The sequence below is a fragment of the Domibacillus robiginosus genome (genome assembly GCF_000966195.1).
Lineage (GTDB): Bacteria > Bacillota > Bacilli > Bacillales > Domibacillaceae > Domibacillus > Domibacillus robiginosus.
Genome location: NZ_LAHL01000035.1, coordinates 30098 through 56790, shown reverse-complemented (window position 1 = coordinate 56790; position 26693 = coordinate 30098). Strand labels below are relative to the sequence as shown.

At 44.6% G+C, this 26693-nt stretch carries 29 protein-coding genes, 1 tRNA gene, 1 pseudogene and 1 riboswitch; of the genes and pseudogenes, 12 read left to right on the top strand and 19 right to left on the bottom strand.

Translation table 11 applies throughout. The features are described 5' to 3' along the window. Positions 1–388 precede the first annotated feature (388 nt). From VP97_RS16165 to VP97_RS16130, 8 genes are all read right to left on the bottom strand, one after another. Positions 389–461 (bottom strand) — tRNA-Ala (locus VP97_RS16165). Positions 462–551: 90 nt separating this feature from the next. After that, positions 552–1907 carry a glucose-6-phosphate isomerase gene (locus tag VP97_RS16160; RefSeq protein WP_050183044.1) on the bottom strand — a complete coding sequence of 452 codons (1356 nt, stop codon included), beginning with the start codon at positions 1905–1907 and terminating at the stop codon, positions 552–554. 107 nt (positions 1908–2014) lie between these two features. Further along, entirely contained in the window at positions 2015–3172 is a 1158-nt protein-coding gene (locus tag VP97_RS16155) for an iron-containing alcohol dehydrogenase (protein WP_050183056.1), read from the bottom strand. 100 nt (positions 3173–3272) lie between these two features. After that, a complete protein-coding gene (locus tag VP97_RS16150; RefSeq protein ID WP_050183040.1) occupies positions 3273–4517 on the bottom strand; it encodes a Glu/Leu/Phe/Val family dehydrogenase in 1245 nt (414 codons plus the stop codon). 100 nt (positions 4518–4617) lie between these two features. Next, positions 4618–4983 (bottom strand): S1 domain-containing post-transcriptional regulator GSP13, encoded by a 366-nt coding sequence (gene yugI, locus VP97_RS16145; protein ID WP_050183036.1) that lies wholly within the window; start codon positions 4981–4983, stop codon positions 4618–4620. Positions 4984–5097: 114 nt separating this feature from the next. Then, positions 5098–6282, bottom strand: coding sequence for an aminotransferase (locus VP97_RS16140; RefSeq protein WP_050183032.1), 1185 nt, complete (start codon positions 6280–6282; stop codon positions 5098–5100). Then, positions 6282–6782 carry an Lrp/AsnC family transcriptional regulator gene (locus VP97_RS16135; protein WP_050183028.1) on the bottom strand — a complete coding sequence of 167 codons (501 nt, stop codon included), beginning with the start codon at positions 6780–6782 and terminating at the stop codon, positions 6282–6284. The genes VP97_RS16140 and VP97_RS16135 overlap by 1 nt, the downstream gene beginning before the upstream one ends. 104 nt (positions 6783–6886) lie before the next feature. Further along, complete coding sequence (locus VP97_RS16130) at positions 6887–7150, bottom strand: DUF1871 family protein (RefSeq protein WP_050183025.1); 264 nt, start codon at positions 7148–7150, stop codon at positions 6887–6889. 52 nt (positions 7151–7202) lie between these two features. Between VP97_RS16130 and VP97_RS16125 the strand changes: the two genes are divergently transcribed. Then, complete coding sequence (locus tag VP97_RS16125; protein WP_050183023.1) at positions 7203–8372, top strand: MalY/PatB family protein; 1170 nt, start codon at positions 7203–7205, stop codon at positions 8370–8372. Positions 8373–8406: 34 nt separating this feature from the next. Here VP97_RS16125 and queE read toward each other — a convergent pair whose 3' ends face one another. The 4 genes from queE to VP97_RS16105 all read right to left on the bottom strand — a co-directional run bounded on the left by queE (position 8407) and on the right by VP97_RS16105 (position 10595). Next, entirely contained in the window at positions 8407–9117 is a 711-nt protein-coding gene (gene queE, locus VP97_RS16120) for a 7-carboxy-7-deazaguanine synthase QueE (protein WP_050183021.1), read from the bottom strand. Next, positions 9114–9551 (bottom strand): 6-carboxytetrahydropterin synthase QueD, encoded by a 438-nt coding sequence (gene queD / locus VP97_RS16115; protein ID WP_050183019.1) that lies wholly within the window; start codon positions 9549–9551, stop codon positions 9114–9116. The genes queE and queD overlap by 4 nt, the downstream gene beginning before the upstream one ends. Next, positions 9548–10210, bottom strand: coding sequence for a 7-cyano-7-deazaguanine synthase QueC (gene queC / locus VP97_RS16110; RefSeq protein ID WP_050183055.1), 663 nt, complete (start codon positions 10208–10210; stop codon positions 9548–9550). The genes queD and queC overlap by 4 nt, the downstream gene beginning before the upstream one ends. A 76-nt stretch (positions 10211–10286) precedes the next feature. Next, positions 10287–10330: riboswitch (PreQ1 riboswitch) on the bottom strand. 37 nt (positions 10331–10367) lie between these two features. Next, a complete protein-coding gene (locus VP97_RS16105) occupies positions 10368–10595 on the bottom strand; it encodes a hypothetical protein (RefSeq protein ID WP_050183016.1) in 228 nt (75 codons plus the stop codon). A 112-nt stretch (positions 10596–10707) separates the two neighbouring features. Between VP97_RS16105 and kapB the strand changes: the two genes are divergently transcribed. Then, positions 10708–11100 (top strand): kinase-associated lipoprotein KapB, encoded by a 393-nt coding sequence (gene kapB / locus VP97_RS16100; RefSeq protein ID WP_050183013.1) that lies wholly within the window; start codon positions 10708–10710, stop codon positions 11098–11100. Between the two features lie 94 nt (positions 11101–11194). Continuing rightward, positions 11195–13057 (top strand): transglycosylase domain-containing protein, encoded by a 1863-nt coding sequence (locus VP97_RS16095; protein WP_050183011.1) that lies wholly within the window; start codon positions 11195–11197, stop codon positions 13055–13057. Between the two features lie 44 nt (positions 13058–13101). On the opposite strand, the gene VP97_RS16090 is transcribed toward VP97_RS16095, so the two are convergent. The 5 genes and pseudogenes from VP97_RS16090 to VP97_RS16070 all read right to left on the bottom strand — a co-directional run bounded on the left by VP97_RS16090 (position 13102) and on the right by VP97_RS16070 (position 17354). Further along, positions 13102–13629 (bottom strand): 1,2-dihydroxy-3-keto-5-methylthiopentene dioxygenase, encoded by a 528-nt coding sequence (locus VP97_RS16090; RefSeq protein ID WP_050183010.1) that lies wholly within the window; start codon positions 13627–13629, stop codon positions 13102–13104. Between the two features lie 3 nt (positions 13630–13632). Beyond that, a complete protein-coding gene (locus tag VP97_RS16085; protein WP_050183009.1) occupies positions 13633–14244 on the bottom strand; it encodes a methylthioribulose 1-phosphate dehydratase in 612 nt (203 codons plus the stop codon). Beyond that, positions 14244–14891: a 2-hydroxy-3-keto-5-methylthiopentenyl-1-phosphate phosphatase gene (locus VP97_RS16080; protein WP_050183007.1), complete on the bottom strand. Its 648-nt coding sequence runs from the start codon at positions 14889–14891 to the stop codon at positions 14244–14246. The genes VP97_RS16085 and VP97_RS16080 overlap by 1 nt, the downstream gene beginning before the upstream one ends. A gap of 1 nt (position 14892) precedes the next feature. Continuing rightward, positions 14893–16098: pseudogene (locus tag VP97_RS16075) on the bottom strand (2,3-diketo-5-methylthiopentyl-1-phosphate enolase); the annotation flags it as partial. 68 nt (positions 16099–16166) lie between these two features. Further along, the gene (locus VP97_RS16070) at positions 16167–17354 is read right to left on the bottom strand and encodes a pyridoxal phosphate-dependent aminotransferase (protein ID WP_050183002.1); all 1188 of its coding nucleotides are present in this window, start codon (positions 17352–17354) and stop codon (positions 16167–16169) included. An 88-nt stretch (positions 17355–17442) separates the two neighbouring features. Here VP97_RS16070 and mtnK point away from each other — a divergent pair, with 88 nt between their 5' ends. Together mtnK and mtnA are read left to right on the top strand one after the other, a co-directional pair. Further along, the gene (gene mtnK / locus VP97_RS16065) at positions 17443–18612 is read left to right on the top strand and encodes an S-methyl-5-thioribose kinase (protein WP_425388481.1); all 1170 of its coding nucleotides are present in this window, start codon (positions 17443–17445) and stop codon (positions 18610–18612) included. Next, a complete protein-coding gene (mtnA, locus tag VP97_RS16060; RefSeq protein WP_050182998.1) occupies positions 18609–19640 on the top strand; it encodes an S-methyl-5-thioribose-1-phosphate isomerase in 1032 nt (343 codons plus the stop codon). Before mtnK ends, mtnA begins: the two co-directional genes overlap by 4 nt. Positions 19641–19676: 36 nt before the next feature. Here mtnA and VP97_RS16055 read toward each other — a convergent pair whose 3' ends face one another. Next, positions 19677–20234: a DUF5366 family protein gene (locus VP97_RS16055; RefSeq protein ID WP_050183054.1), complete on the bottom strand. Its 558-nt coding sequence runs from the start codon at positions 20232–20234 to the stop codon at positions 19677–19679. 286 nt (positions 20235–20520) lie between these two features. On the opposite strand from VP97_RS16055, the gene VP97_RS16050 reads away from it, so the two are divergent. From VP97_RS16050 to mnhG, 7 genes are read left to right on the top strand one after another with little or no spacing between them, the layout of a single operon-like run. Next, entirely contained in the window at positions 20521–22938 is a 2418-nt protein-coding gene (locus VP97_RS16050; RefSeq protein WP_050182996.1) for a Na+/H+ antiporter subunit A, read from the top strand. Then, complete coding sequence (locus VP97_RS16045) at positions 22925–23347, top strand: Na(+)/H(+) antiporter subunit B (RefSeq protein ID WP_050182994.1); 423 nt, start codon at positions 22925–22927, stop codon at positions 23345–23347. Before VP97_RS16050 ends, VP97_RS16045 begins: the two co-directional genes overlap by 14 nt. Next, positions 23347–23688: a Na(+)/H(+) antiporter subunit C gene (locus VP97_RS16040; protein WP_050182992.1), complete on the top strand. Its 342-nt coding sequence runs from the start codon at positions 23347–23349 to the stop codon at positions 23686–23688. The genes VP97_RS16045 and VP97_RS16040 overlap by 1 nt, the downstream gene beginning before the upstream one ends. After that, positions 23681–25162 (top strand): Na+/H+ antiporter subunit D, encoded by a 1482-nt coding sequence (locus VP97_RS16035; protein WP_050182990.1) that lies wholly within the window; start codon positions 23681–23683, stop codon positions 25160–25162. Before VP97_RS16040 ends, VP97_RS16035 begins: the two co-directional genes overlap by 8 nt. Positions 25163–25167: 5 nt before the next feature. After that, positions 25168–25647 carry a Na+/H+ antiporter subunit E gene (locus tag VP97_RS16030; RefSeq protein WP_050182988.1) on the top strand — a complete coding sequence of 160 codons (480 nt, stop codon included), beginning with the start codon at positions 25168–25170 and terminating at the stop codon, positions 25645–25647. Then, a complete protein-coding gene (locus tag VP97_RS16025) occupies positions 25644–25928 on the top strand; it encodes a Na(+)/H(+) antiporter subunit F1 (RefSeq protein ID WP_050182986.1) in 285 nt (94 codons plus the stop codon). Before VP97_RS16030 ends, VP97_RS16025 begins: the two co-directional genes overlap by 4 nt. Further along, entirely contained in the window at positions 25912–26265 is a 354-nt protein-coding gene (mnhG, locus tag VP97_RS16020; RefSeq protein WP_050182983.1) for a monovalent cation/H(+) antiporter subunit G, read from the top strand. Before VP97_RS16025 ends, mnhG begins: the two co-directional genes overlap by 17 nt. Positions 26266–26293: 28 nt before the next feature. Here mnhG and VP97_RS16015 read toward each other — a convergent pair whose 3' ends face one another. Then, positions 26294–26659, bottom strand: a complete 366-nt coding sequence (locus VP97_RS16015; RefSeq protein WP_050182981.1) for a DUF2188 domain-containing protein — start codon at positions 26657–26659, stop codon at positions 26294–26296. Positions 26660–26693 lie beyond the last annotated feature (34 nt).

Genomic DNA, 26693 nt, shown 5'->3' with positions numbered 1-26693 from the left:
CCCATAGGAGTCTGCGCTGACCCGGCGCCGCCAAAGTGCCTTGCACCAAAAGTGTATAAAGCGAATAAGTTGATACTTTTTCTTTTTAAAAGGAGAAAATGTCTATACAAATTCTTGGCTCATTGATCTTCAACACCGCTTAGTGAAGCCGGCCGAACGAAGACTCCGGCTAGAAGTACAGTGAGTCGGGAGACCCCGCAGGCGCAGCCGAGGGAGCTCCCGCACTGCCTTAGGCTGCGCGAAGTCAGGCCGTCTTCACTTATCGGCTCTTTTTTTGAAAGAGAAAGACTTTGTCTATACACTAAAGAGCATGCAAGTATGCCCTTTTTTATTATGTAAAAAAAGAAAAAAGCTATTCCAATTGGAACAGCTTTTCATTTTACAAGTATGGAGACTATCGGGATCGAACCGACGACCTCTTGCATGCCATGCAAGCGCTCTCCCAGCTGAGCTAAGCCCCCATGATGAAAGTATGTATCTTGTAGCGTCTATGTTAAATTATACTTGTTTTTTTATTTTATGCAAGATTTTTTCAAAAAAACTTCGGGGGATTATTCCCCACGAAGTCGTTTTTCAAGCTCAGCTTTCTTTTCTTCGAATCCCGGCTTACCCAGAAGCGCAAACATATTTACTTTATATGCTTCTACGCCCGGCTGATCAAATGGATTTACTCCAAGAAGGTATCCGCTGATTGCGCATGCTTTTTCGAAGAAATAAGCTGTGTAGCCGAATGTGTAGGCATCCATTGCTGGAATTGATACTGTTAAGTTCGGAACACCGCCATCAGTATGGGCAAGAAGCGTTCCTTCAAAGGCTTTGTTGTTAACGAAATCAACGGTTTCACCCGCAAGGTAATTTAGCCCGTCCAAATCATTTTCCGCTTTTTCAATTGTTAAGGACTTACGTGGATTTTCAACGCGAATAACTGTTTCGAACAAGTCGCGCCGTCCTTCCTGCACATACTGGCCTAATGAATGAAGGTCTGTCGAGAAGTTGGCAGATGACGGATAAATTCCTTTAAAATCTTTTCCTTCACTTTCACCGAACAGCTGCTTCCACCACTCAGAAAAATATTGGAGCCCCGGCTCATAGTTGATCAACATTTCAATCGTTTTTCCTTTATTATATAAAACATTACGGACTGCTGCGTACTGATACGCTTCATTTTCTTCTAGTTCAGATGAGCTATACGCTTCACGTGCATCGCGCGCTCCCTGCATCATCGCTTCAATATCTGCCCCAGCAGCTGCAATTGGCAGAAGACCTACTGCTGTAAGAACAGAATAACGTCCGCCAACATCATCCGGAATAACGAATGTCTCGTACCCTTCTTCATCCGCAACGGTTTTTAGTGCGCCACGTGCTTTGTCTGTTGTTGCGTAAATACGGCTCTTTGCTTCTTCTTTTCCGTATTGCTTTTCAAGAAGGTCGCGGAACAAGCGAAATGCAAGTGCCGGCTCTGTTGTCGTACCAGATTTGGAAATAACGTTAATGGACCAGTTTTTTCCTTCAAGCACTTCAATAAGGTCACTCATGTATGTAGAACTAATGTTGTTTCCTGCAAAAAATACTTGCGGACCATTGCGCTTTTCAGAGGAAAGCACATTATAAAAGCTGTGATTCAGCATATCAATGGCTGCGCGGGCACCAAGATAAGAGCCGCCGATACCGATAACTACTAAAATGTCAGAGTCCTGGCGAATTTTTTCGGCAGATTTTTGGATGCGTGCAAATTCTTCTTTATCGTAATCAACTGGAAGATCGATCCATCCAAGGTAATCACTGCCTTGTCCTGTTTTTTCATGCAAAGAATGATGCGCTACTTTTACAGCATCCTTTAAATAATCAATTTCATGTTCACCAAAGAACGGCAGTGCATTTGAGTAATCAAACTTAATGTGCGTCATGCTTTATAACCCTCCATCTAAACAGTATTTTTCCACTTAACTGTATACGACTGTACGCCGTTTCGCAAGAAAAAAAACAAGAAAAAACCGGGCTTAACTCCGCCCGGCTACAGTGATGCATGCAAGATTGCAACCACGTCTTCCCGATCCAATTTGGCAAAATTCCCAAACGGCCCATTAAATAATGTTTTTTCCGCCATTTCTTCCAGTCGGCTGTCGTCAATATCATAGTCAGACAAACGGGATGGCGCTTCGATCGATGTCCAGAACGCACGCAGTGCTTCGATGCCTTCCAGGCCTATTTCACGGTCTGATTTTCCTTCCGGTTCCACATCAAATACACGTACTGCCAGTTGCTTGAAGCGTTCCGGCTTCACATCAATGTTATGCTTCATCCAATTGGGGAAAAGAATCGCAAGACCGCCGCCATGTGGTATATCGTACACAGCTGATACTGCATGCTCAATATTATGCGTTGCCCAGTCGCCGCGGTATCCCATTTGCAGCATGCCATTCAGCCCAAGTGTTCCGGCAAACATCACTGTTTCACGCAGCTTTTCGTCCTGTAGGTTATTCATAAGCGCAGGAGCTTTTTCTACCAGCGTTTTCATTGTTCCTTCAATCAAACGGTCCTGAACGTCCGTCTGTTCCGCGTTATGAAAGTATTGCTCCAACATATGTGACATCATATCTACAATGCCATAGACCGTTTGATCGCGCGGTACAGTCAGCGTCCATTTCGGATCACAAATTGAAAATTTCGGGAAGGTATGCGGGCTTCCCCAGCCGAGCTTTTCATTTGTATCCCAATTTGTAATAACGGATCCTGAATTCATTTCGGAAGCTGTTGCCGCATGAGTTAAAATCGTTCCAAACGGCAGCGCGTCTTCTACAGCTGCTTTTCGTGTAATAAAATCCCATGGGTCTCCATCAAATTTTGCGGCAGCGGCAATCGCTTTGGTGCAGTCAATCACACTGCCTCCGCCCACTGCTAAAATAAAAGAAACATCATTGGCCCGGCACAATTCCGCACCGCGCTTGACTGTGGAAAGACGAGGATTCGGCTCTACACCTGAAAGCTCTGTAATATTAAAGCCTTGCAGCTGCTCAATGACTTCATCATACAGACCGCTTTTTTTAATGCTGCCTCCCCCATAAACAAGAAGAATGTTTTCGCCAAACGAGGCGACATTGTCCCGTAATTGTGTCACCGTTTCTTTGCCGAAAATCCACTTTACCGGGTTCCAATAAACAAATTGATTCATCATTTTCAGCTCCTTTTCTTTTTCATTATGCGAAAGAAACTGTTTGCTTTTCAACTGATTGACCTCGGCACACAAAAAAACCGGCTGATTATCAGCCGGTTTAAACCCATCCTCTAAACTTGGAAGCCTCTGCCGCACGGCGCACACCGACCATATAGGCCGCAAGACGCATATTGACACCGCGTGTTTGGGCAACTTCGTAAATATTATTAAATGCTTTTATTAAGTTGTCATGCAGTTTTTTGTTTACTTCTTCCTCTGTCCAATAATAGCCCTGATTGTTTTGCACCCACTCAAAGTAGGATACGGTTACACCGCCGGAGCTTGCTAATACATCCGGAACAAGCAGGATGCCGCGTTCTGATAATATTTTCGTTGCCTCAAATGTAGTCGGTCCATTTGCTGCTTCTACAACAATGGACGCCTTAATATTATGAGCATTTTCAGCAGTAATTTGATTGGAAATTGCTGCCGGCACTAAAATATCACAATCCATTTCTAACAGCTGCTGATTAGTAATCGTGTTTTCAAATAGCGTCGTAATGGTCCCAAAGCTGTCGCGACGGTCCAGTAAATAATCAATGTCAAGCCCATCCGGGTCATAAAGCCCGCCGTACGCATCCGAAATACCAACCACTTTCGCCCCGGCATCATGCACAAATTTCGCCAGAAAGCTTCCTGCATTCCCAAACCCCTGTACAATTACACGAGCGCCTTTGATATCAATATTCCGTTTTTTGGCCGCTTCGTGAATACAAATCGTTACACCTTGAGCAGTCGCTTTTTCACGCCCATGTGAGCCTCCAAGGGCAAGCGGCTTTCCAGTAATAAATCCAGGTGAATCAAATTCACGAATACGGCTGTATTCATCCATCATCCAGGCCATAATTTGAGAATTTGTGTAAACATCCGGAGCCGGAATGTCTTTTGTAGGGCCCACAATCTGGCTGATAGCCCGAACATAGCCACGGCTGATATTTTCGATCTCGCGCATAGACAATTGACGCGGATCACATACTACGCCGCCTTTTCCACCACCATATGGAAGGTCTACAATTCCAGCTTTTAGCGTCATCCACATCGATAGCGCTTTCACTTCTTCTTCATTTACTTCAGGGTGAAAGCGGACGCCGCCTTTTGTAGGGCCGGGTGCGTCATTATGCTGTGCCCGGTAGCCGGTGAAAATTTTAACTGATCCATCATCCATTTTTACCGGAATGCGCACCGTCATCATTCGGAGCGGCTCTTTCAACAGTTCGTACATTTCATCCGTATAACCGAGTTTTGTCAGCGCTTCTTTAATGACATTCTGAGTTGATGTGAATAAGTTTAAGTTCTCAGCCATGTACCTTCGCCTCTTTTATTCTCATTTTTTCATCAGTGATTTTTGCTTCCGTTTTCATTTTCATTGTACGCCGGTGCAACGATCATTCGCAAGCAATCCGTCACCCTTTTTTTCGTTCTTCTTTCATAGACTGCTCAATCCATTCCTGCAGCTTGTCCTGCAGCGGATGAAAACCGTCTCCATCGTCATCAATGCGAATACCGCGCCGGTGGTTCCGGCCTCCTTCATCCGTTGCCCGGATTGATAAGCTGATCTTGCTTTCATCTTCATTTACCGATAGCACTTTCACTGTAATTTCATCGCCCACCGTCAAATAATCATGGACATCGCGAACAAATCCATGTGTAATTTCCGAAATGTGAACGAGTCCCTGGCGGCCATGATCGAGCGCGACAAAAGCGCCGTATGGCTGAATACCGGTAATTTTACCGGTCACAATTTGTCCCGGTTCAAATTTTGGTTCCATCAAATCTCTCCAGTTTTTAATTGGTTTCTTGTTTTATGCGTCGCGATATTATAACACACTTTTGCTTGACGTAACATTAATGACCGGCTTTTTGACAAAAAAAAGAAGTGCCGGTTACATGGCACTTCTTTTCTGCTTATCTAAAAAACGACCGATTCGTTTGATTGCTTCCTGAAGCTGGTTCATCGAAGAAGCGTATGAGCAGCGAATATATCCTTCGCCACCTTCACCAAACACAGAGCCCGGCACAACAGCCACTTTTTCTTCAAGCAGCAATTTTTCCGCGAATTGCTCGGATGTTAAGCCTGTTGACTGAATAGAAGGAAACACATAAAAGGCGCCTCCTGGTAAATGACAATCTAAACCAATTTCCTTAAATGACTGCACCATGTAATTGCGGCGCTGCCGGTAATCTTTTTTCATGCTTTCAACATCTGCCATCCCATGCTGTAAGGCTTCAATAGCCGCATACTGTGCAGGTGTTGACGCACACATCATCGCATATTGGTGGATTTTCAGCATAGCGCGTGAAATGTCTTCCGGGGCGCACGTAAAGCCGAGACGCCAGCCGGTCATCGCAAAGCCTTTAGAAAAACCATTAATTAAAATGGTCCGCTCCCGCATTCCATCAAGTGAGGCGATAGAGGTATGCGGCTGATCATACGCCAGCTCCGCATATATTTCATCGGCAATTACAAGCAAATCGTGTTTTTTGACAATCTCTGCGATAGACTCCAAATCCTCTCGATCCAGCTGTGTGCCAGTTGGATTATTGGGATAACAAAGCAGTACCGCTTTTGTTTTCGATGTAATCGCCGCTTCCAGCTGTTCCGGCTGCAGTTTAAATCCCGTTTTTCCCGTTGTACCGATCGTGACGGCAGAGCCGCCTGCCAGTTCAACAAGTGGAGCGTAGGATACAAAACATGGTTCTACTACAATAATTTCATCACCAGGATCAATAATAGCACGCATCGCAATATCAAGTGCCTGACTGGCCCCGACTGTTACAATCACTTCTTCTTTTGGAGAGTACTTTACTCCAAAGCGTTCTGACATGTAGCAGGCAATTTCTGTCCGAAGCTCCAGCAGCCCTGCATTAGCGGTGTAAGAGGTAAAGCCTCGCTCTAACGAATTGATAGCCGCTTCCCGTACAGACCATGTTGTAACAAAATCTGGCTCCCCGACACCAAGAGAAACGACACCTTCCATTGTCGCGGCCAGGTCAAAAAATTTACGTATGCCGGACGGGCGCATTTTTTCCACAGACTGTGCAACGTAACTTTTTTTCGTTAGTGTCATTATGGCGACACCACGATTCGGTTGTCTTCACGCTTCGATGCATAAATCATGCCGTCATGCTTATATTTTTTTAATTGAAAATGAGTAGTAGTTGAAACAACAGAGTCAAGTGTAGATAATTTTTCGGAAACAAAGCGGGCAATCTCGTTCATTGATCTTCCTTCTACCGTGACCGACAAATCGTATACACCAGACATCAAGTAAACCGAGCTGACTTCTTTAAAGCGGTAAATCCGTTCTGCCACTTCGTCAAAACCGACACCTCGCTTCGGTGTGACTTTCACGTCGATCATCGCTGTTACACCTGTGAAATTGTCCATTTTTGCCCAGTCAACGAGTGTGGCGTAGTGGACAATCACTTTTTCTTCCTCCAGGCGGCGAATCGTCTCCGCGACTTCTGTTTCTGACGTACCGATCATTTTAGCAATATCAGCCGCCTCAAAACGTGCGTCTTTTTGCAGAATTTCCAGGATTTCCACTTCTTTTTCATTCAGCTTCATTACAAATCCTCCTCAACGATATCAAAAGCTACATGGCTCATTATAGCAAAAAAGAGAAACGGTTTGTTTAATTAACTAAAATACACGAATATATTTGTTTTTTTTCACAAAGAGCAGGAATGATTATGTTTAATAGAAAGCAGCGTTTTTGCAAGCTGAATAGGGTCCCCTCCCGGCATCGCTGCATCGAAGGAGTGCTCATAAATGCGGCGGATTTTAGCTGCCAGCTTTTCAGCATCATCCTCCTCGTGAACCGCATAAATCGTATCTGCCATTTCTGTGTCGTAAAATCCTTCACCCGCTTTATAAGGATCGAACGTCTGCAATACATCTGCAAGCGCGAAATTCAATTGAGCAGTTTCATTCATTTGTATCACCTTCCAACTTAATGTATGTTTATTGTCAAGGAGAGTGAAAGGCATGTCAAGATTTGATGAAGTCATTGAGCGCCGCGGAACCAATGCGGTGAAATGGGATGGATTAAAAGCAGTATTTGGCCGTGAGGACGTTTTGCCGATGTGGGTGGCAGATATGGATTTCAAGGCGCCTGATGTGGTGATCGACGCGATTAAGCAATCAGCGGATCATGGCGTGTACGGTTATACAGCTGTGCCCGATTCCACACGGGAAGCTATCGTTAACTGGATGAAACACCGGCATGAATGGGCCATTAAAAAGGAATGGCTGCTATTTAATCATGGCGTTGTTCCGTCTATTGGTGCAGCTGTAGAAGCGCTGACAGAACCAGGGGACGCTGTTATTGTACAACCGCCTGTTTACAATCCTTTCTTTGATATGATTGAACGAAACGGCCGTACGCTTGTATACAATGAGTTGCTTCTTCAAGACGGGCATTACCGAATGGATTTTGTAGACCTTGAGAACAAGATGGTGGAGAAGCAAGCAAAAATGATGGTGCTCTGCTCCCCACATAATCCAGGAGGCCGGGTCTGGACAGCGGAAGAGCTGGCGCAAACAGCATCGCTTTGCGAAAAACATGGTGTTATTTTAGTGTCAGATGAAATTCATAGTGACTTAACACGCGCCCCGCATAAACACGTCCCGGTTTCGTCATTGTCAGCGTCATATGCTGATTTCACCATTACACTTGTGGCACCCAGTAAAACATTTAATTTAGCCGGGCTGCAGGCTTCTGCTCTTATCGTACCGGACAAAGCGATTCGCACAAAGCTCCAAACACTGTTTGCCAGACAAGGCCAGTTCACGCTGAATCAAATGGGGATAGCCGGCATGGAAGCCGCTTACCGATACGGCCACGACTGGCTGGAGGAAGTGTTAGACTACATTCATGAAAATATACAGCTTGTAAAAGAGTTTACAGATGAGCATATCCCTGCACTGTCTGTGATGAAGCCGGAAGGAAGCTATCTCGTTTGGGTAGACTGTCGCAAGCTTGGCCTTTCAGACAAAGAGCTGCTTGACCTTTTCCTCGAACATGGTGTTGCGCTTGGAAATGGTGCGAAATACGGTCCGGGTGGAGAAGGGTTTATGCGCATTAATGTCGCCTGTCCACGCTCGGCTGTTGCTGAAACAATGGAACGAATGAAAAGAGCGGTAGAATCTCTTTAATTGAAAAAGCCAAGCCGGCATCCGGCTTGGCTTTTTATACACCTTTTTTGTTTCCCCACACAAATGTATGAAGCTGCGGAAGCACACGTACCCGCTTAAAATCAGGATCCGGCATGACAAGATGAATCAGCCATTCGTATCGCCCGGCTAAATAGGACAGCAGGCGGCTGTCATCCTTTTCGTCAAGCCGGTCATTGCCTACCTGCAGATAAAACGGCACAGTTGGAAACCGCTTGTGTACACCCTTTGCATAATCTAAATCTTCTTCATTAAAAACAACCACTTTTAAGCTGACGGACTGACCGGCTGTCTGTCTTATGATATGAGCCAGTTTATCAAAGTCAGTCTCCATGCCCGAGCTCGGCGGCTTTGGCGAAATCGTCAGTTCGTCAATGTCTTTGAACCAGGGCTGATATTTTGTTCCCTGCGTTTCAAGGGCGGAAGTGATACCTTTTTCTTTAAACAGTTCAAGCAGCCCATCAATATGGGGCAAAAGCGCCGGGTTTCCTCCTGAAATAGTCACATGATCAAATGTATTTCCACCGGCTTCGCAAAGCTCTTCCCAGATTGCTTCGGGTGTCATTTTGCGAATTTCGTCCTTTGCACTCCCATCCCACGTAAAAGCAGAATCGCACCAGGAGCATCGGTAATCACAGCCAGCCGTTCGAACAAACATCGTTTTGCGGCCAATGACCGCTCCTTCACCTTGAACAGTCGGACCAAAAATTTCTAATACCGGGATCATACAAAATCACCTTTTTTCGGACGGAACACCACATAGCTTGTTGGTGTCTCACGCACGAACACCTGCAGACATTTCGGTTTGTTTGGCGTTTCATCCAATTCATTTTGGATCACTTCCCAAATTGTGCGGGCTACCACTTCCGTTGTAGGAAAACGTTCTGAAATATCTTCAGAAAAAAGCCCATCTTCATTTAAAAGAGTATGATCAAAACGTTTATGCACAAGTGACTTGATCAGCTGAAAATTCACTAGAAAGCCGGAATCGTTCAACTGGTCACCGGCAACCGTAATATTTACAAAATACGTATGTCCATGTATATTCCGGCAGGCTCCCGCGTCATCGTGAGGGACATAGTGTGCAGCCGCAAAATGAAAATCCTTATTTAATTCATAGCGGAAATCGTGCGCTGGCGCCGGATAAATTTGCTGCATCATTGCACGCCGCCTCCCTTTTCTTTGAGGTACTGGTCAAGGCCATTTTGACGCAAATGACATGCCGGGCATTCTCCGCATCCAGATCCCTTTACACCGTTGTAGCATGTAAGCGTGCGTTCCCGCACATATTCAAAAGCACCCAGCTCATCAGCAAGCTTCCATGTTTCTTTTTTATCCAGCCACATAAGCGGAGTATGGATCACAAAGTCATGGTCCATCGACAAATTAAGGGTGACATTCAGTGACTTTACAAAAGAATCACGGCAATCCGGATAGCCGCTAAAATCTGTTTCACACACACCTGTAACAATATGGCGAGCCCCCGCCTGCTTGCCCAAAATAGCCGCGAACGATAGAAATAAAAGATTACGCCCTTCCACAAATGTAGACGGCAGCTCTCCTTCTTTTACCTCAATATCAATATCAGAACGAGTCAGTGCACTCGGCGCCAGCTGGTTTAACAGTCCCATATCAAGCACATGATGCGGCACACGTAAATCACTGGCAATTTCTTTAGCCACTTCGATTTCAGCATCGTGCCGCTGACCATAATTAAATGTTACAGCAATGACATCTTTAAATGTTTGTTTAGCCCAGAACAAGCATGTAGTACTGTCCTGTCCGCCGCTGAACACTACAACGGCTTTTTCGTTTTTCAACATATTGGTTTCCTTCTTTCCTATTCGAAAGAAAAGGAACGCGAAGACACGAGAAAAAAACCGGCAGATGACGGTTTTTTTCTTAGTTTTTTATAGAGGGAATTCGCGAACCTCTCCCGCCTGCAGCGGAATGTCTTCTTTCATTTATTTATGAGCCTTAGTTTTTCGGCGTCTTATTGGCTTTTTGGATTTGTTCTTCTAAATGCTTTGTTTTTTCTTCTTCTTTTTTTGAAACACGTTTGATTAGAAGAAACGCGCCGATGGCCATCAGCACAAACACACTCATTGAAATGGCTGCTGGAATGTACTCGCTTTTGTCTTCTGGAAAATATAAAAAATTACCGAAGCCGATAGAAAAAAGTAGACACACACGCTCTGCCCCCATTCGTTGTTCCCGTTTATTATAGCAGGACACCTCCCTAAATCCAACTGTGCAATATTGTTATTTCCATTCGTACAGGAAAATTGATACAATAAGCCATTAAGGAGGGGAAAATATGAATATTGGCGATTTAGTCACAGCCCACTATAAATCCGGTAAGTATATCGGAACAATTACAGGCATACGGCCCGGTACTTATACAGTGAAAATACTATCTGTTTTGCGTCACCCTGCCCAGGGCGATCTGCATAACCCGAACGAAGCGGAAGTACCGTTTTTTCATGAGCGCAAAGCATTGGCGCACTACGAGCAGGCGAATATTCCAGAATCTGCTGTTCACCCATACGAAGAAGCTCTGGCAGACTATAATGAATCTCTTATTGCCGCTGTTCACAAGCTTGAAGCGAGATTAAAAGAACGGCAAAATGCTTTTTCTGCCTGCAGTCTTGAATCACTTCAATCTGTGAAAAAAGAATACGAATTGATGTACAAAGTTTCATTCGAATAGCCCACTTTTGTGAAGAAGAGCCCTTTATTTCCAAACTTATTTCCTTTATTATGGTACATATGCACGTTTAAACCTCGGAAAAGGCGGTTAGTGAATGAGAACGGTTTTAGGATATGTACTCATCATTTTGCTTATTCCTCTCTCTGTTTTAACGTTTTATTATGCGGATGCAGAAGCGGGAAAAGTGAAAAATTTTGATGATTACGTAGAAGAAAAAATAGTCATTAATGAAGTAGATTTGCCTCAGGCAAGCAAGATAAAAGACGCAGATGGTAATACGTATGTTGAACTGCATCAGCCCAACCGGATCGTTGTGTCCGATGACAAAATCCCTTCTTTTTTAAAAGAACTGTTTCTTCAGTCAGAAGACAAACATTTTTATGAGCACTCTGGTATTGACGCTGCAGCCGTTATTCGCGCGTTTCTTGTAAACGCCCAATCAGATGAAATTGAGCAGGGCGCAAGCACCATTACACAGCAGGTAGCCCGCAATATCTACTTGACACAGGACCGGACGCTCGCCCGGAAAATTGCCGAAGTGCTGTATTCGTACCAGATTGAAAAAAAACTAGATAAAGAACAAATACTAGATTTGTATTTAAACGTTATTTATTTTAACAACAACACGTACGGCGTTGAAGCAGCTGCTCAGTATTACTTCCAAAAGCCAGTGGACAAGCTATCAAAAGCACAAATGGCGTTTATCGCCTCCATTCCAAACAATCCGTCCCTTTATGACCCGATTCGACACTTTGAAAATACGAAAAAGCGTCAAGAACGGCTGATTGATATTATGGCACGGGAAGAATTTATTACACCGGAAGAAGCGGAACAAATCAAAAATGAAAAAATCACATTAAATGTACGGAAACGTCTTGATGAATATCCTGACTATTCAACATATGTGATGCATGAATTCAGAGATTTAATTTCGGAATCAGAAGGGTTTGACCAGCAGCTTTTGAATGCAGAAGGCGATGCTCGTAATGCCATTGAGGAAAAGCTGAGCAACCGTGTGGCAGAAGTGCTGGCGTCTGGTGTTATTATCCATACAGCGCTTGATCCAGATATTCAAACCAAAGCAGTGAATGCGGTAAATAATGTACTGGCCGGTTCATCCGTTCAATCATCTGCAGCTGTAATCGGCAATCAGTCGCATGACATCGTCGCCATGTCCGGCGGGAAAGACTTTGAAAAAACAGATTTCAACCGCGCTTTCCAGGGATACCGCCAGCCAGGTTCAACTATTAAGCCTTTGCTTGATTACGCTCCGTATATTGATACGTACGGCGCCAGCGTAAATGAAATGGTATCTGCCGACAAGTATTGCTACCAGGGCTATTGTCCATCCAATTACAGTAAAAGAGAATACGGGATGGTAACCTTGAAGGAAGCATTGGCCAAGTCGCATAATACAGCAGCACTGCGCCTTTTAACCAAAACAGGCATGGAGCGTGCTTACAGCTACCTGGATAAATTTGAATTTGAAAAGGTAACAGAAACAGATCATGTAGCTCCTGCCACCTCACTTGGCGGCTTTGAATATGGTATGACGACGCTGGAAATGGCCAGTGCCTATTCTTCCTTTGTAGATGGGACCTATACGAAGCCCCACGCTATCAAACGGATAACAGATTTTAACGGCAATACGCTGTATGCATGGGACGAAAAGCCGGTCCGTGTTTGGTCAACAGCGACCTCGTACAAAATGCGGGCTTTGCTGACCAATGTAGTGAAAAACGGTACCGGGAAAAAAGCAAACTTTGCCACATCTTATATTGGCGGAAAGACAGGGACAACGAACAGCTATCGTGACCTCTGGTTTGTTGGTTTAACGGAAGGCTATACAGCAGCTGTTTGGACCGGGAAGGATAAATACGAGAATAAATGGGATAACATTCGTTACATGGAATCCTATGCGCCGCACCAGCTGATCTGGAGACGCATTATGAGATAATACACAAAACGCACATCCAAATGGATGTGCGTTTTGTCTTTTTATTATTCGTTTGCTTCGTCGTAAATCGGCACCCAGCCTTCTTTTGTTACAAAAATCCGGACAGCTACTACTTTGCGGTCTTCCATTAGTGTAAAGTAATGTCGCGTGTTGACCGGTACGGAAATCAAATCGCCCGGCTCCAGTTCAACATTGAAAAACTGGCCGTCTTTTGCCTGGATGGCAAAAATACCGTGTCCGCTGACAATAAAGCGAACTTCGTCGTCTGTATGAATGTGGATTTTTTGAAAGTTTGTTAAAAGCTCATCTAGATTCGGTGTGCTGTCAGACAGAGAAATGACGTCGTGCGCCTGGTAGCCGCGGCGTTCTGAAATGTCACGGATTTCCTCACTGAACACATCAAGCACCTGCTGCTTGTCTTCTTCTGACAGAGCATAGTTTTCGCGAAGGTTATTTGGAAGTTTCGTAATATCCCAATTTTCATAAATAACTTCCTGTGCCGCTAGAAACGCATCAATTGCATTTTTATCGGTAATACGTTCGCCTGTTTCCTGGAGTTGAATCACTGCCATTTTTTATCTTCCTTTCAACATCTGTAATTTGATATGCCATGAAAATAAAAATTCATAGGCTTCTAAAAACTTTTTCGCTTCAAATGCATCACGGCCCCACACCGTAATTCCATGATTGCGAATTAAAACAGCACCAGCATCCTGTGTAACATAACGGCCAAACTCTTTCGCAAGTGTTGGAATATCCGCATAGTTCGGGATAATGGGTATTGTAATGGACGCATTCTCTTCCCAAATACCAAATGCTTTAATAATCTCCTGGCCGCTGAATGTCACCTCTCCTGCTTCACCGTACAGCTCGGAAACAACATTGTTATCTACTGTGTGCACATGCAGACTGCAGCCGGCAGCTGTTTTTCCGTATACTTCAACGTGCAGCAGCGTCTCGGCAGACGGCTTGCCGTCAAATCCTTCAATGGCTTTGCCCTGAAAGTCCACAAGCAAAAAGTCTTCATTCGTTTCCTTGCGCTTGTCTTTACCGCTAGCTGTAACCAAAAAAGTCTCGTCGTCTACTTTAATCGAGAGATTTCCGCTTGTACCGGGAAACCAGTCACGGGCAGCCAGTTCTCTTTTAACATCCGCTAAATCATTCCACCTTAATTGCAATGCATTCATTACACTACCTCTTTCACATGGTCGATAACATCCCAAAACGTTTCAAATGGCTTGTGAGAAAGACCAAGCTCCTCGCTTTTTTGCAGCAGCAGATCCCGGGCAATAACAAAATCGGCAAGCTTTGCTGCCTCAAGATCCGTCACTGAATCCCCAATCACAATCATTTCTTGATCCGGCGCAATCCGGCGGACAATGGACGGCTTGCAGCATCCACACTCATTTGTACAATTATCGTCGCACGCATGCGGCCAGTTGATATGAATATGATTGCTGGAAAAATCCGCTGCGTTGCAGTAAATATGATCATCCGGCACGAGACCAGCCAGAATCGGCTTGACAAAAAAATCCATGCCGCCACTGACTATATAAAGCGGAATGCCTGCTTCTTTTGTATACGCGACAAACTCCGCAAATCCTTCTCGAATTTTCGCATCTTCAAGAATAAATTGAGTAATCTCATCCTTTTGAGAAGACGGAAGCAGCGAAAACATTCGGCCCACGCCTTCTTTTATAGAGATTTTTTGAGAAAGAACGCCATCTTTAAGCGCCACCCATTCTGGCGGAGCAAACTGCTTCATAATGGCAATAATATTATCATTCTTTGTAATCGTGCCATCAAAATCACAAATAATAACCGGGTTTTGCATGTTATTTGCTCCCCCATAAATCGAGTGCTGCACGCAGCTCCTCATTTTCCTGTGCCGCCTGCTCAAGCGTCTGGCCGGCTACAACAGCGTCAATCGCCTGACGGAATGCGCGGCCTCCGCCTTCTGCACCATTCGGATGCCCGTGTACGCCGCCTCCTGCATTGATAATGGACTCTTTGCCAAAGTCCTCGTACAGAACCGGTACAAGCCCCGGATGAATCCCTGCAGATGGAACTGGAAACGTTGGTTTATGCACACTGGTTTGGAGGGCCATTTCTGCTGTTTTAAGCGCAGACGGCCGATCAAGCGCCACCGAGCCATACGGAGATGGAAACAGTGTAAAGTCAGCTCCCGCCATCCGCACAAGCTTGCCAAGCATCAGCTCTGTTGAAAAACCGTGATACGGCGCCGATGTGAATGCACCTGAAACAGCAGGATGCGCCATAATTGGCACGTTGATATTCGGATCCTCTGCCAGCTCCTGGAGTACATCCAAGCCGTATGCAAACACATTAAACAAAAACGCCGAAGCACCAAGCTCAATACCCCGATACGCTTTTTCCTTTAATTCACCTGTGCGGCCAGACAAATTAACCGCATAAATGGCTTTTCGGCCGCTCTCTTCGATCACCCGTTTCCCAAGCTTTACCCGCTCTTCAAACGGCGTCAATGGATTATCAAATAAAATTTCATCATCCTTGACAATATCAATGCCGCCAGCGATCTGCGCTTTTAACTGCTCTTCCATATACGCCATATTACGGCCTATGACGCCTTTAAAAATACTCATAAGAAGCGGACGCTCATAAGCGCCAGTCTGTTCACGGATTCCTTCTACACCAAACTTTGGCCCTGGAAAACGGCGGGCGAGGTCTTCGGAAAAAAACAAATCCACCAGACGAACTGCACCATCAAGAGACAGCTTGCCAAATACCGTCACAAGAATTGCCGGCAAATCCGCGCTAAAGTTTGCAGCTGGGTACGCAATCTTCACTTCTGCTCCCCGTCCGTAAACCGTTTCTTCTTCTGTTTCCTGAACGGATAGAACACGCCCTTTATGCTGCTTTAGCTGCTCCTGTTCCAGAAGCGGCAGATCGGTCCACGAACCAATCGTTAAACCAAGTGCGATTCCTTCTGCTTTTTTTTCAAAAGCGCCTTTTTGATCAAACAGGCGGTACGTTGCGATCACTTCGTTCATAGCTTTGCTCCATTCTAAATGCCTACTAGTTTACTAGGATTGTGTCATTTTTCAGTTAATTTGTCAATGAAGCGCCCTCATTCTTCATGGGAAGAAAATAGCCCAAGCTGCCCAATTCGGTCAATGGCTTCCTGAAGCCGTGCTTCCTCCGTCAAAAGCCCAACACGTACATAACCTTCCCCATGAGCACCAAATCCAATACCCGGTGCTGTCACAACATGCGCCTGCTCAAGAAGCAAGTCAGAAAATTGAACAGATGTGTACGGCTTTGGAACTGGAAGCCACGCGAAAAATGAACCGGCCGGAGCCGTGACATCCCATCCGATGGACCGGCAGGCAGCAACTAATGTGTTACGGCGCCCTTCATAACGATCCGACAATTCCCGCACGCAGTCCTGCGGTCCCGAAAGCGCAGTGGCAGCAGCCTGCTGAACGGCACTAAAAAGACTGACGTACATATGATCCTGCAGTAAATTCACAGCAGAAATGACACTTGCATTTCCTGCCAAAAATGCAACCCGCCAGCCGGCCATATTGTACGTTTTAGAAAGCGTGTAAAGCTCCACCCCAACTTCTTTCGCGCCCTGTGACTGCAGAAAGCTGGGCGGCTTCTGTCCATCAAATCCGATTCCGCCATAAGCAAAGTCATGTACGACACAAATATCATGCTCGTGCGCAAGGGCAACTGTTTCATCGAAAAATGCCCGGGTTGCCTGTGCACCAGTCGGGTTATTCGGGTAGTTAAGCAAAAGCATTTTAGCCCGCTCTAGCCGTGCTTTGCCAATTTCTCCGTAATTCGGTAAAAAAAGATTTTCTTCTACAAGAGGCATATAGTCCATTTGAACACCGGCCAGCGCTGCACCAGACCAATAATCCGGATAGCCGGGGTCCGGCACAAGCATATATTCATCTGGATTCATCAAACACATGGGCAATTCAACAAGCCCTGCTTTTCCGCCAAATAAAATGGCGATTTCTGTTTTAGGGTCCAGTTCTACATCATACTCCCGCTTATAAAAGCTGGCAGCAGCTTCTTTTAAAAAGTCCTGTCCTTGAAACGGCGGATATTTATGAAAGTCCGGCCGGTCGGCTGCTTGTTTTAAAGAAGCCACAATATGCTCCGGTGTCGGCTGGTCTGGATTACCCTGTCCTAAATTAATAACGTCATGTCCTGCGCTGACATATGCAGCAGCTTTTTTTGTGAGTGCCGCAAAAAATTGGTCCGGCAGACCCGACAGCAGCTTTGATTGAGTAAATTGCTTCATTCGTTCACCTACTTAAAATTTTCTTGCAATTTCAGTCATAAATATATATATTATTCAACAAATTGTAAATATGTTTGGAGGAATGACCATGTCTTCATATGAACCCCTAACGATAGATTCTGCGGTTGCCCTCGTGAAAAAGCTTGGTTTGCTGGCGGAGACAGATACCGTTTCAGCCAATGAAATTGGCGATGGCAATTTAAATTACGTGTTTCATATAAAAGGAACAGAAAAAAATCTTATTGTTAAACAAGCCCTGCCATATGCCAAAGTAGTAGGCGAAAGCTGGCCGCTGACACTTGAGCGGGCAGATATTGAAAACCGCGCTCTACGTCTGCAAGGTACATTTGCGCCTGCCTATACCCCTAAAGTCTACTATTCTGATAAAGATTTAGCGATTACAGTCATGGAAGATTTGTCTCATTTAACCATTGCCCGGACAGGCCTGATTGATGGAGAAGACTATCCGCTGATTGCGCGCCATACCGGCGAATTTATTGCCCGGACGCTTTACGGAACCTCGGATTTTGCAATGGGGCCGCAGGAAAAAAAGAAGCTGCAGCATACATTTAACAATCCTGAACTGTGCGATATTACAGAAGGCCTTGTATTCACCGATCCATTTTTTGATGCGGAAACAAATGACTTTGAAGAGAGCTTGCGGCCTGATGTAGAAAAACTCTGGCAGGACAGTGAGCTGAAGCTTCATGCTGCCCAGCTGAAGCGTTTGTTTTTAACATCAGGTGATACCCTTTTGCACGGAGACCTTCATACAGGCAGCATTTTTGCAAGCGCTGCTGAAACAAAAGTGATCGATCCAGAATTTGCTTTCTACGGACCATTTGGATTTGACATTGCTCATTTTACAGCCAATTTGTTTATGAATAGTTTATCCCGTGAAGAGGGTCGGCGCGAGCCGCTTTACGAGCATATTGTGACTGTCTGGGATGTGTTTACCCATGAATTCAGCCGGCTTTGGAACGAGCAAAATACAGAAGCATTCGCGCAGACAGAGGGCTATTTGGACTGGCTGCTGGCGGATATCTTCGAGCAGGCTGTCGGCTTTATGGGTCTTGAAATGATTCGCCGGACCATTGGACTTGCCCATGTAAAAGACCTGGATGGCATCGCTGATGATCAAAAACGTCTACAGGCTAAACGATACTCCCTCTCTCTTGGTGCTCATTTTGTTAAAGAGCGGGCTTCGTATTCATCTGCCGATCAGTTAGTTGCATCTGTAAAGGAGGCCATTCGATGAATATTCCACAATCCGTCTTCTGGGAGAATAATTCGATTCAGCTGCTTGACCAGCGAAAACTACCGCATGTAACGGAATATTTAACGTTAGAAACGGTTCCGGCTGTGTTTGACGCAATCAAGTCTCTTGCTGTCCGCGGAGCGCCAGCTATTGGAATTGCAGCCGCTTTTGGCGTCGCATTGTCGGCACTCCGTCATCCATCTGATAACATTGATAAATTAAAGGAGCAGGTATTAATCGACAGCGGCTATCTGTCACAATCGCGTCCGACGGCCGTTAATTTATTTTGGGCCCTGAATCGAATGAACGAAGTGGTTGCCGGATCTGCGACAGCCGCTGCGCTTCGGGAAAATGTGCTTACCGAAGCCCTCGTTATTCAAAAAGAGGACGAAGATGTATGCCGTTCGATTGGTGAACATGCTCTTCCACTTTTCAAAGATGGTAACCGTGTGATGACAATCTGCAATGCAGGATCTATTGCAACAGCAAAATACGGGACAGCACTTGCTCCATTCTTTCTTTCAAAAGAGCATGGAATCAACTTGTCTGTTTTTGCCTGCGAAACACGTCCTGTTTTCCAGGGGGCCCGCCTGACAACCTGGGAGCTGATGCAGGCTGGCGTGGATGTTACGCTGATTACAGACAGCATGGCAGCACACACGATGAAGACGAAAAATATTTCAGCTGTCATCACAGGCGCAGACCGTGTGGCCGCAAACGGAGACTCAGCTAATAAAATCGGCACATTTGGCCTGGCTGTTTTGGCGAAGTCATTTGATATTCCGTTTTATATCGCTGCTCCACTATCTACTTTTGATCTTGATACACCAAACGGTGATGCTATACCGATTGAAGAACGTGATCCAGCTGAAATTACGGAGGTAAACGGAATGCGTGTGGCACCGGAAGGCATTTCAGTGTTCAATCCCGCGTTCGATGTCGCACCAGCAGATTTGATTACCGGCATCATTACAGAAAAAGGAATTGTTAAACCAAATAAGCAGGCTATTGCGGCACTGTTTGCATAAAAAAACGGGCTTCGTTTCGAAACGAAGCCCGTTTTTTTAAAGTGGCAGACCAGCCAGTAAGCCGTTATATACCTTCATGAAAATAAGAGCAAGCAATAAACCAAAGAAAATCCAGAAAACCGCTTCAAACACGATTATCCCAATCATCTGCGGAGTTGTAATATGCGGGCTCAGTTTATAGACGAAATACACCACGTAGGCAACCGCCGTTACGAGAAAAATAATGATCGTTCCGACCGCTGAAGAAAAGCTGACCAATGAAACAAGTCCGCCCAGAAAAAAAATCACAGCCCCAAAACGGGTTTTTTTCAATAGTTCTCCCTCTGCATCTTTCGAGAAAAAAAGCAGTGCCAATTCGTTTGCTGTGTTTGCCAGCAGCTTTAATGTCGCAAAAATCATCGTAAATACGACCATTAAACCGCCGATTACAACGAGATTCACTTCTGTTTTTGTAAAAATGTCGAGCATGGTGTTATACAAGTTTGCTTGTTTCAGTATCTCTACAATGAAGGCTTGTCCAAACATTGAAAGGGATAAGCTGAATAATAGAATGGATAAGAGCGGCATATAGCCGGTTAAATACGAGTTTTTCATCAACATAATTCTCCCCTGTCACAATCAGTCACTGTTCATTATGCAAGAGGTTGATTGTTCTGACAAGTGATTTCCGATCTTTTTTTTGGAAAAAGTCCACAATTTCTGTCAAAATCCGCATAGTTCCTTTGTCGAATTTTTTATTTTTTTTCGTTTAAAACACCGTTACTCTTCATATTTATAACGAGATATCGACTTTTCTTTCGATCCTTGTTTTCGCCTATGCACGATTATTTTTTTTACGTTATAATTTGCATTATACATAAAATATGGGGAGGGATTTTATTTGTCTTTGCTTCACTGGGCCATTCTCGCTCCGTTTTTAATGACCCTGTTTGTTCCATTTATTCATAAGAGAGCATCTGTGATACATACAGGCTGGTTTGTACTGATCCTGCCGATCGTTTTATTCGCGGTCTTTCTACAGTATCTTCCTGTCACGAGAATGAACAGTTCTATTACACAAACGGTCGCATGGATTCCATCACTCGATATTAACTTTACAGCATACATAGATGGGTTAAGTCTCCTGTTTGCTCTTTTAATTACCGGGATTGGTGCACTCGTTGTGCTATATTCTGTTTTTTATTTATCAAAAACAAAAGAGAAGCTAGGTCACTTTTATGTGTATTTGCTTATGTTTATGGGTGCTATGCTCGGGGTGGTCTTGTCCGATAACGTCATTACGCTGTATATGTTTTGGGAGTTTACGTCTATTTCATCTTTCCTGCTGATTGCGTACTGGTATGACCGCGAACGCTCACGTTATGGAGCTTTAAAGTCTATGCTCATTACCGTATTCGGCGGACTGATGATGCTTGGCGGTTTTCTTGTTTTATCGCTTATGGGTGATACCTTTAGCATTCGTGAACTGGCCGCACAGGCACTTGAATTGAATGAAGATCCACTTTTCCTTTTAGCCATGGTTCTTGTTCTGCTCGGCGCTTTTACAAAGTCCGCACAGTTTCCGTTTTACATCTGGCTTCCAGATGCAATGGAAGCACCGACGCCGGTTAGTGCTTATCTGCACTCGGCTACGATGGTAAAAGCGGGGATTTACCTTGTTGCCCGCTTCAGTCCAATCTTTGCCCTTTCCGGCTATTGGTTTTGGATTGTTGGAGCTGTTGGATTGTTCACTATGACATGGGCTTCCTTTAATGCTGTGAAACAAACCGATTTAAAAGGAATTTTAGCGTTCTCAACAGTCAGTCAGCTTGGATTAATTATGTCGCTGCTCGGCGTTGGAGCGGCATCACTTCATGTTGAAACGCTTGACGATCATTTATATACGGCAGCAATTATCGCAGCTGTTTTCCACTTGATCAACCATGCAACATTTAAAGGAAGCTTATTTATGGTGGTCGGCATTATTGACCATGAAACAGGCACGCGGGATATCCGCAAGCTTGGCGGGTTAATGAGCTTGATGCCTGTTACCTTTACGCTTTCTGTCATCGGTGCTTTTTCGATGGCTGGTCTGCCGCCGTTTAACGGTTTTTTAAGCAAGGAAATGTTTTTTGCTTCTATGGTTCATTTACTGGAACTGGATTTGTTCCAGATGGATACATGGGCGATTCTTTTCCCGGTTATGGCCTGGATCGGCAGTGTATTTACGTTTCTTTACAGTATGATGATTGTGTTTAAGGTCTTTACGGGTCGGTTTCAGCCGGAAAAATTAGAGAAAAAACCGCACGAAGCACCAATTGGCATGCTTGTTTCACCAATTATTTTAGCGCTGCTTGTCGTTGTATTTGGCTTGTTTCCGAATCTGCTTTCCTACAGCTTGATTCAGCCAGCTGCCGCTGCCATTGTACCGGCTATTCTGCCGCCGGGCGGTCAGCTCGACGTTCACATTTCCTTTTGGCACGGCTTTAAGCCTGAGCTCTTTATGACCATTGGCGTAATTGTCATTGGCATTCTACTGTATAAACTCATGCCAAAATGGATCAAAATATATGATTACATGCCTGGAAAGGTTACTCTAAATCAGTTTTACAATGCCAGCCTGTACGCAGCAGAACGTGGATCAAACGCGATTACGAATGCTTATATGACCGGCTTTATCCGCAGCTATCTCGTTTATATTTTCACGTTTTTTATTGCCTTACTCGGCTTTACAATGTGGGCAAAAGGCGCTTTTCATTATGATGCTTCCTCTGCTGCGTCGATTGGCCTGTACGAAGCGGGCCTAGTGGTTGTCCTTGCGATTTCCATTGTTACGATTTTACTGGCTAAATCACGCCTTACATCCATTATCGCACTCGGTGCAGTCGGCTATACAGTGTCACTGTTTTTCGTTGTTTTCCGTGCACCTGACCTGGCACTTACGCAGCTTGTTATTGAAACCGTCTCAACTGCGCTGTTTCTTCTTTGCTTTTATCATTTGCCGGCACTATCACGCCACAATGAAAAACGCCGCTTTCAAGCAGGTAATGCACTTGTTGCAGCTGGCGTAGGTGTGATCGTAACATTGATTGGTATTTCGGCACATAGCTCAAAGTTTTTTCCTTCAATCAATGAATATTATATCGAAAACACATATAAAAAAGCAGGCGGCGAAAATATGGTCAATGTGATTCTCGTTGACTTCCGCGGCTTTGATACACTGTTTGAAATTACTGTGCTTTCTGTAGCGGCACTCGGCATTTACGGGTTAATCAAGCTTCGGATCGGGAAAGGCGGCGAAACAAATGAAAACCAATGATGTGATTTTTCAAACCGTCGCCAAAGTTGTTTTTTTTATGATTATCTTTTTTGCAGTTCACTTGTTTTTTGCCGGTCATTACTATCCAGGCGGCGGTTTTGTGGGCGGTCTGCTGACATCAGGTGCGCTTGTTCTGCTTCTTTTGGCTTTTGATATGAAAACAGTCCAGCGCGGCTTTCCGGTTGATTTCAAATGGCTGATTGGCATCGGGCTTTTGTTCTCAATCGGCACAGCTGCCGGTTCTCTACTGTTTAATGTTCCATTCTTTACCCATGCCTACAATTATTTTCAGCTGCCGCTTTTCGGCAAAACCTCGCTGCATACAGCTATGCTGTTTGATTTAGGCGTGTATCTTGTTGTCATCGGTGTAACCATGACCATTATTCAAACGATTGGAGAGAGCGAATAATGGAAATTTTAATGTGTATTGTTGCAGGCCTCCTATTTGCGGCCGCAGTTTATTTAATGCTTTCAAAAAGTCTGCTCCGTATCATTATCGGCACAGGGCTTCTCAGTCATGGGACCCATTTAATGCTGTTAACAATGGGCGGCCTCAAAGGCGGGGCGGTACCTGTTCTTGGAGAGCATGCCTCCCTGTATACGGACCCAATCCCCCAGGCACTGATTTTAACGGCCATTGTTATCAGCTTTGGGGTGACGGCTGTATTCCTTGTTATTGCTTATCGTGCGTATCAGGAGCTGGGTACAGATAATATGGAGCAAATGAGAGGAATGGAAACGGATGATTAATGCCCCCATTTTACCTATTTTAATTCCTCTCGTGTCGGCCGTTTTACTATTGTTTTTACCTAAACACATACAAGCTCAGCGTCTGATTTCTGCTGCTGCTTCTTTGGCTACTGTCGTATCGGCGGCTGTTGTTCTGAATAAAGTGAAGACGGACGGCATCCAAACGATTGATATGGGCAGCTGGCCTGCTCCATTTGGCATCACGCTCGTATCGGATATGCTGAGCATCCTGCTTGTGTTAACGTCGTCTTTTATCACGCTTTGCGTTGTTTTGTATTCGTTCCGTTCGATTGGCAGCGGGCGTGAAACATTTTATTACTATCCAATTGTTCAATTTTTACTGGTCGGCGTAAATGGTTCTTTTACAACAGGAGATATTTTCAACTTGTTTGTTTTTTTTGAAATTATGCTTATGTCATCGTATGTGCTTATTGTAATTGGTGGTACAAGGGTGCAGCTGCGGGAATCAATCAAGTATATTTTGGTGAATGTCATTTCTTCAGCCCTTTTCGTCATCGCTGTTGGGTTTTTATACTCGGTTACAGGTTCTTTAAACATGGCACATATTTCCGTCCGTCTTGCTGACATTGGGGACGAGCCCATCGTAACTGTACTGGCTCTTCTTTTTTTAGTTGTGTTTGGTTTAAAAGGAGGAATTTTTCCGCTTTATTTCTGGCTGCCAGGCTCTTACGCGGCACCGCCTGCACCCGTTTTAGCCCTTTTCGGTGCCCTACTGACAAAGGTAGGCGTTTATGCTATTTTGCGGACTTACACACTCTTTTTCTATCATGATCAGGCATTTACACATGATATTCTAGCTCTTCTCGCGCTTTTAACGATGGTCGCAGGCTCCATTGGCGCTCTTGCTTATAAAGATGTGAAACAAATTCTTATTTACAATATCATTATTGCGGTTGGTGTTCTGTTGTTTGGAATTGCATTAATGACTGAAGACGCGATTGCGGGTACTCTCTTTTATTTAATACATGACATGATTATAAAAGCGGCTTTGTTTATGCTGGGCGGCATCATGATCTGGATTACAGGTACGTCAAAGATGGATAAGATGGGCGGGCTGATCCGACAATATCCAGCTCTTGGCTGGACCTTTCTTACAGCTTCATTCGCGCTTGCCGGTATTCCGCCGCTGTCTGGCTTTATTGGAAAACTATTGATTGTACAAGCCGGTTTTGAAGCAGGAGAATACGTCGGGGCAATTATTGTGCTTCTATCGAGTCTTGCAGTTTTGTATTCAATGGTAAATTTGTTTATGGATGTTTTTTGGAAAAAACCAAAGCTTCCGCAGGTTTATGCAAAAAAACAAACACTCTCTATGTTTGTTCCTGCTGCGGCCCTTGTGGTTCTTTCTGTTTTATACGGCGTTGGAACAGAAGCGGTTTATCCTTATGTGATGAAGGCAGTCGAAGCACTCATCCATCCGGAAATCTACATTGACGCTGTATTAAAGGAGTAGATCGTATGGCTTTTCAAATTTTATTGAATGTTTTTCTCGCCTTTCTGTGGATGTTTTTACAGGTCTCTTTTAGTGCACACACGTTTATTATCGGCTACCTTCTTGGATTAATTGTGATGGCCGGCATGCGCCGCTTTTTTAAAAGCCGCTTTTATCTGCACCGTGTCTGGGCAGTCATCTACTTGTTTCTGTTGTTTTTAAAAGAGTTAATCAAAGCAAACCTGGATGTGTTAAAGCTTGTGCTTCGTCCCAAGTTAAATATCCGCCCGGGCATCTTTGCGCTTGAAACTGAATTAAAGTCAGATTGGGAAGTAACCCTACTGTCGAATTTGATTACACTCACTCCCGGCACACTTGTAATGGATATATCGGATGATAATAGAATTCTTTATATTCATACTATTGATATTGATGATGTATCGGAAGCAGTCGACAGCATTAAAAACTCGTTTGAAAAAGCTATTATGGAGGTGAGCCGCGGGTGATAGAAATCGTTCTTCAAATTTCACTTTTGCTGCTGGCCGCTTCCATGCTCGGGCTTGTTTATCGCCTTGTAAAAGGACCCACTGTTCCAGATCGTGTAGTGGCCCTTGATGCAATGGGTGTGAATCTTGTGTCGATTACGGCTGTTTTATCTATGCTGCTGCATACGAGCAATTATTTGGATGTAATCCTGCTGATCGGTATTCTGGCGTTTATTGGGACAGTCGCTTTTGCAAAATTCTTAGAAAAAGGCGAGGTGATTGAATATGAACGTGATCGGTGAAGTGCTCATTGCGGCTCTACTGCTCATAGGAGCGTTTTTAAGCCTTGTAGCAGCATTTGGTGTGATTCGCCTTCCTGACGTTTACACACGCAATCACGCAGCTTCTAAAAGCGCTACACTTGGCGTGATGTGTATTTTGCTGGCAGCCTTTTTCTACTTTCTTTTTAAAGATGGCTTTTTCAGTTCACGCCTCCTGCTTGGCATTGCATTCTTTTTTATTACAGCGCCTGTTGCAGGCCATTTAATCAGCCGGGCTGCTTACAATTCTGGTGCAAAAATGTGGAGTCAAAGTGTACGGGATGACCTAAAAAACAAAAAAATACAAAAAAACGACTAAAAAGCTGTCCGGCGCCCGGACAGCTTTTTTATTTGTACAGTGTTTGAGCTTCCTCTCCATTTTCCTGGTACACAGTAAGGATTCCTTCGTGCTCTTTTACATATTCCTTCGCTTCATCTAACAGTTCCTGCTTTGTCGCACTGGACCGGATGGCCCGCTTGCCTTGTTCTTTTTTTAGCACCCATCGATCATCTTCATGCTTTACTTCATAACGAGGGCGCCCTTCGTCTTTTTTTCCTTCTGCACTTCTTGCCCGATCGATCGCAATTGCAATAGAACGCCCTTCCTCATAACCTTCGTCAAGCAGTGCATTGGCGATTTCAATTGCTTTATCACGAACATGATCCGGCAGATTTTTCATCGAATCCGGATAATCAGTTTGGCTCCACGGCATAAAAAACACTCCTTTTTGGATGATGTTCCCGCCT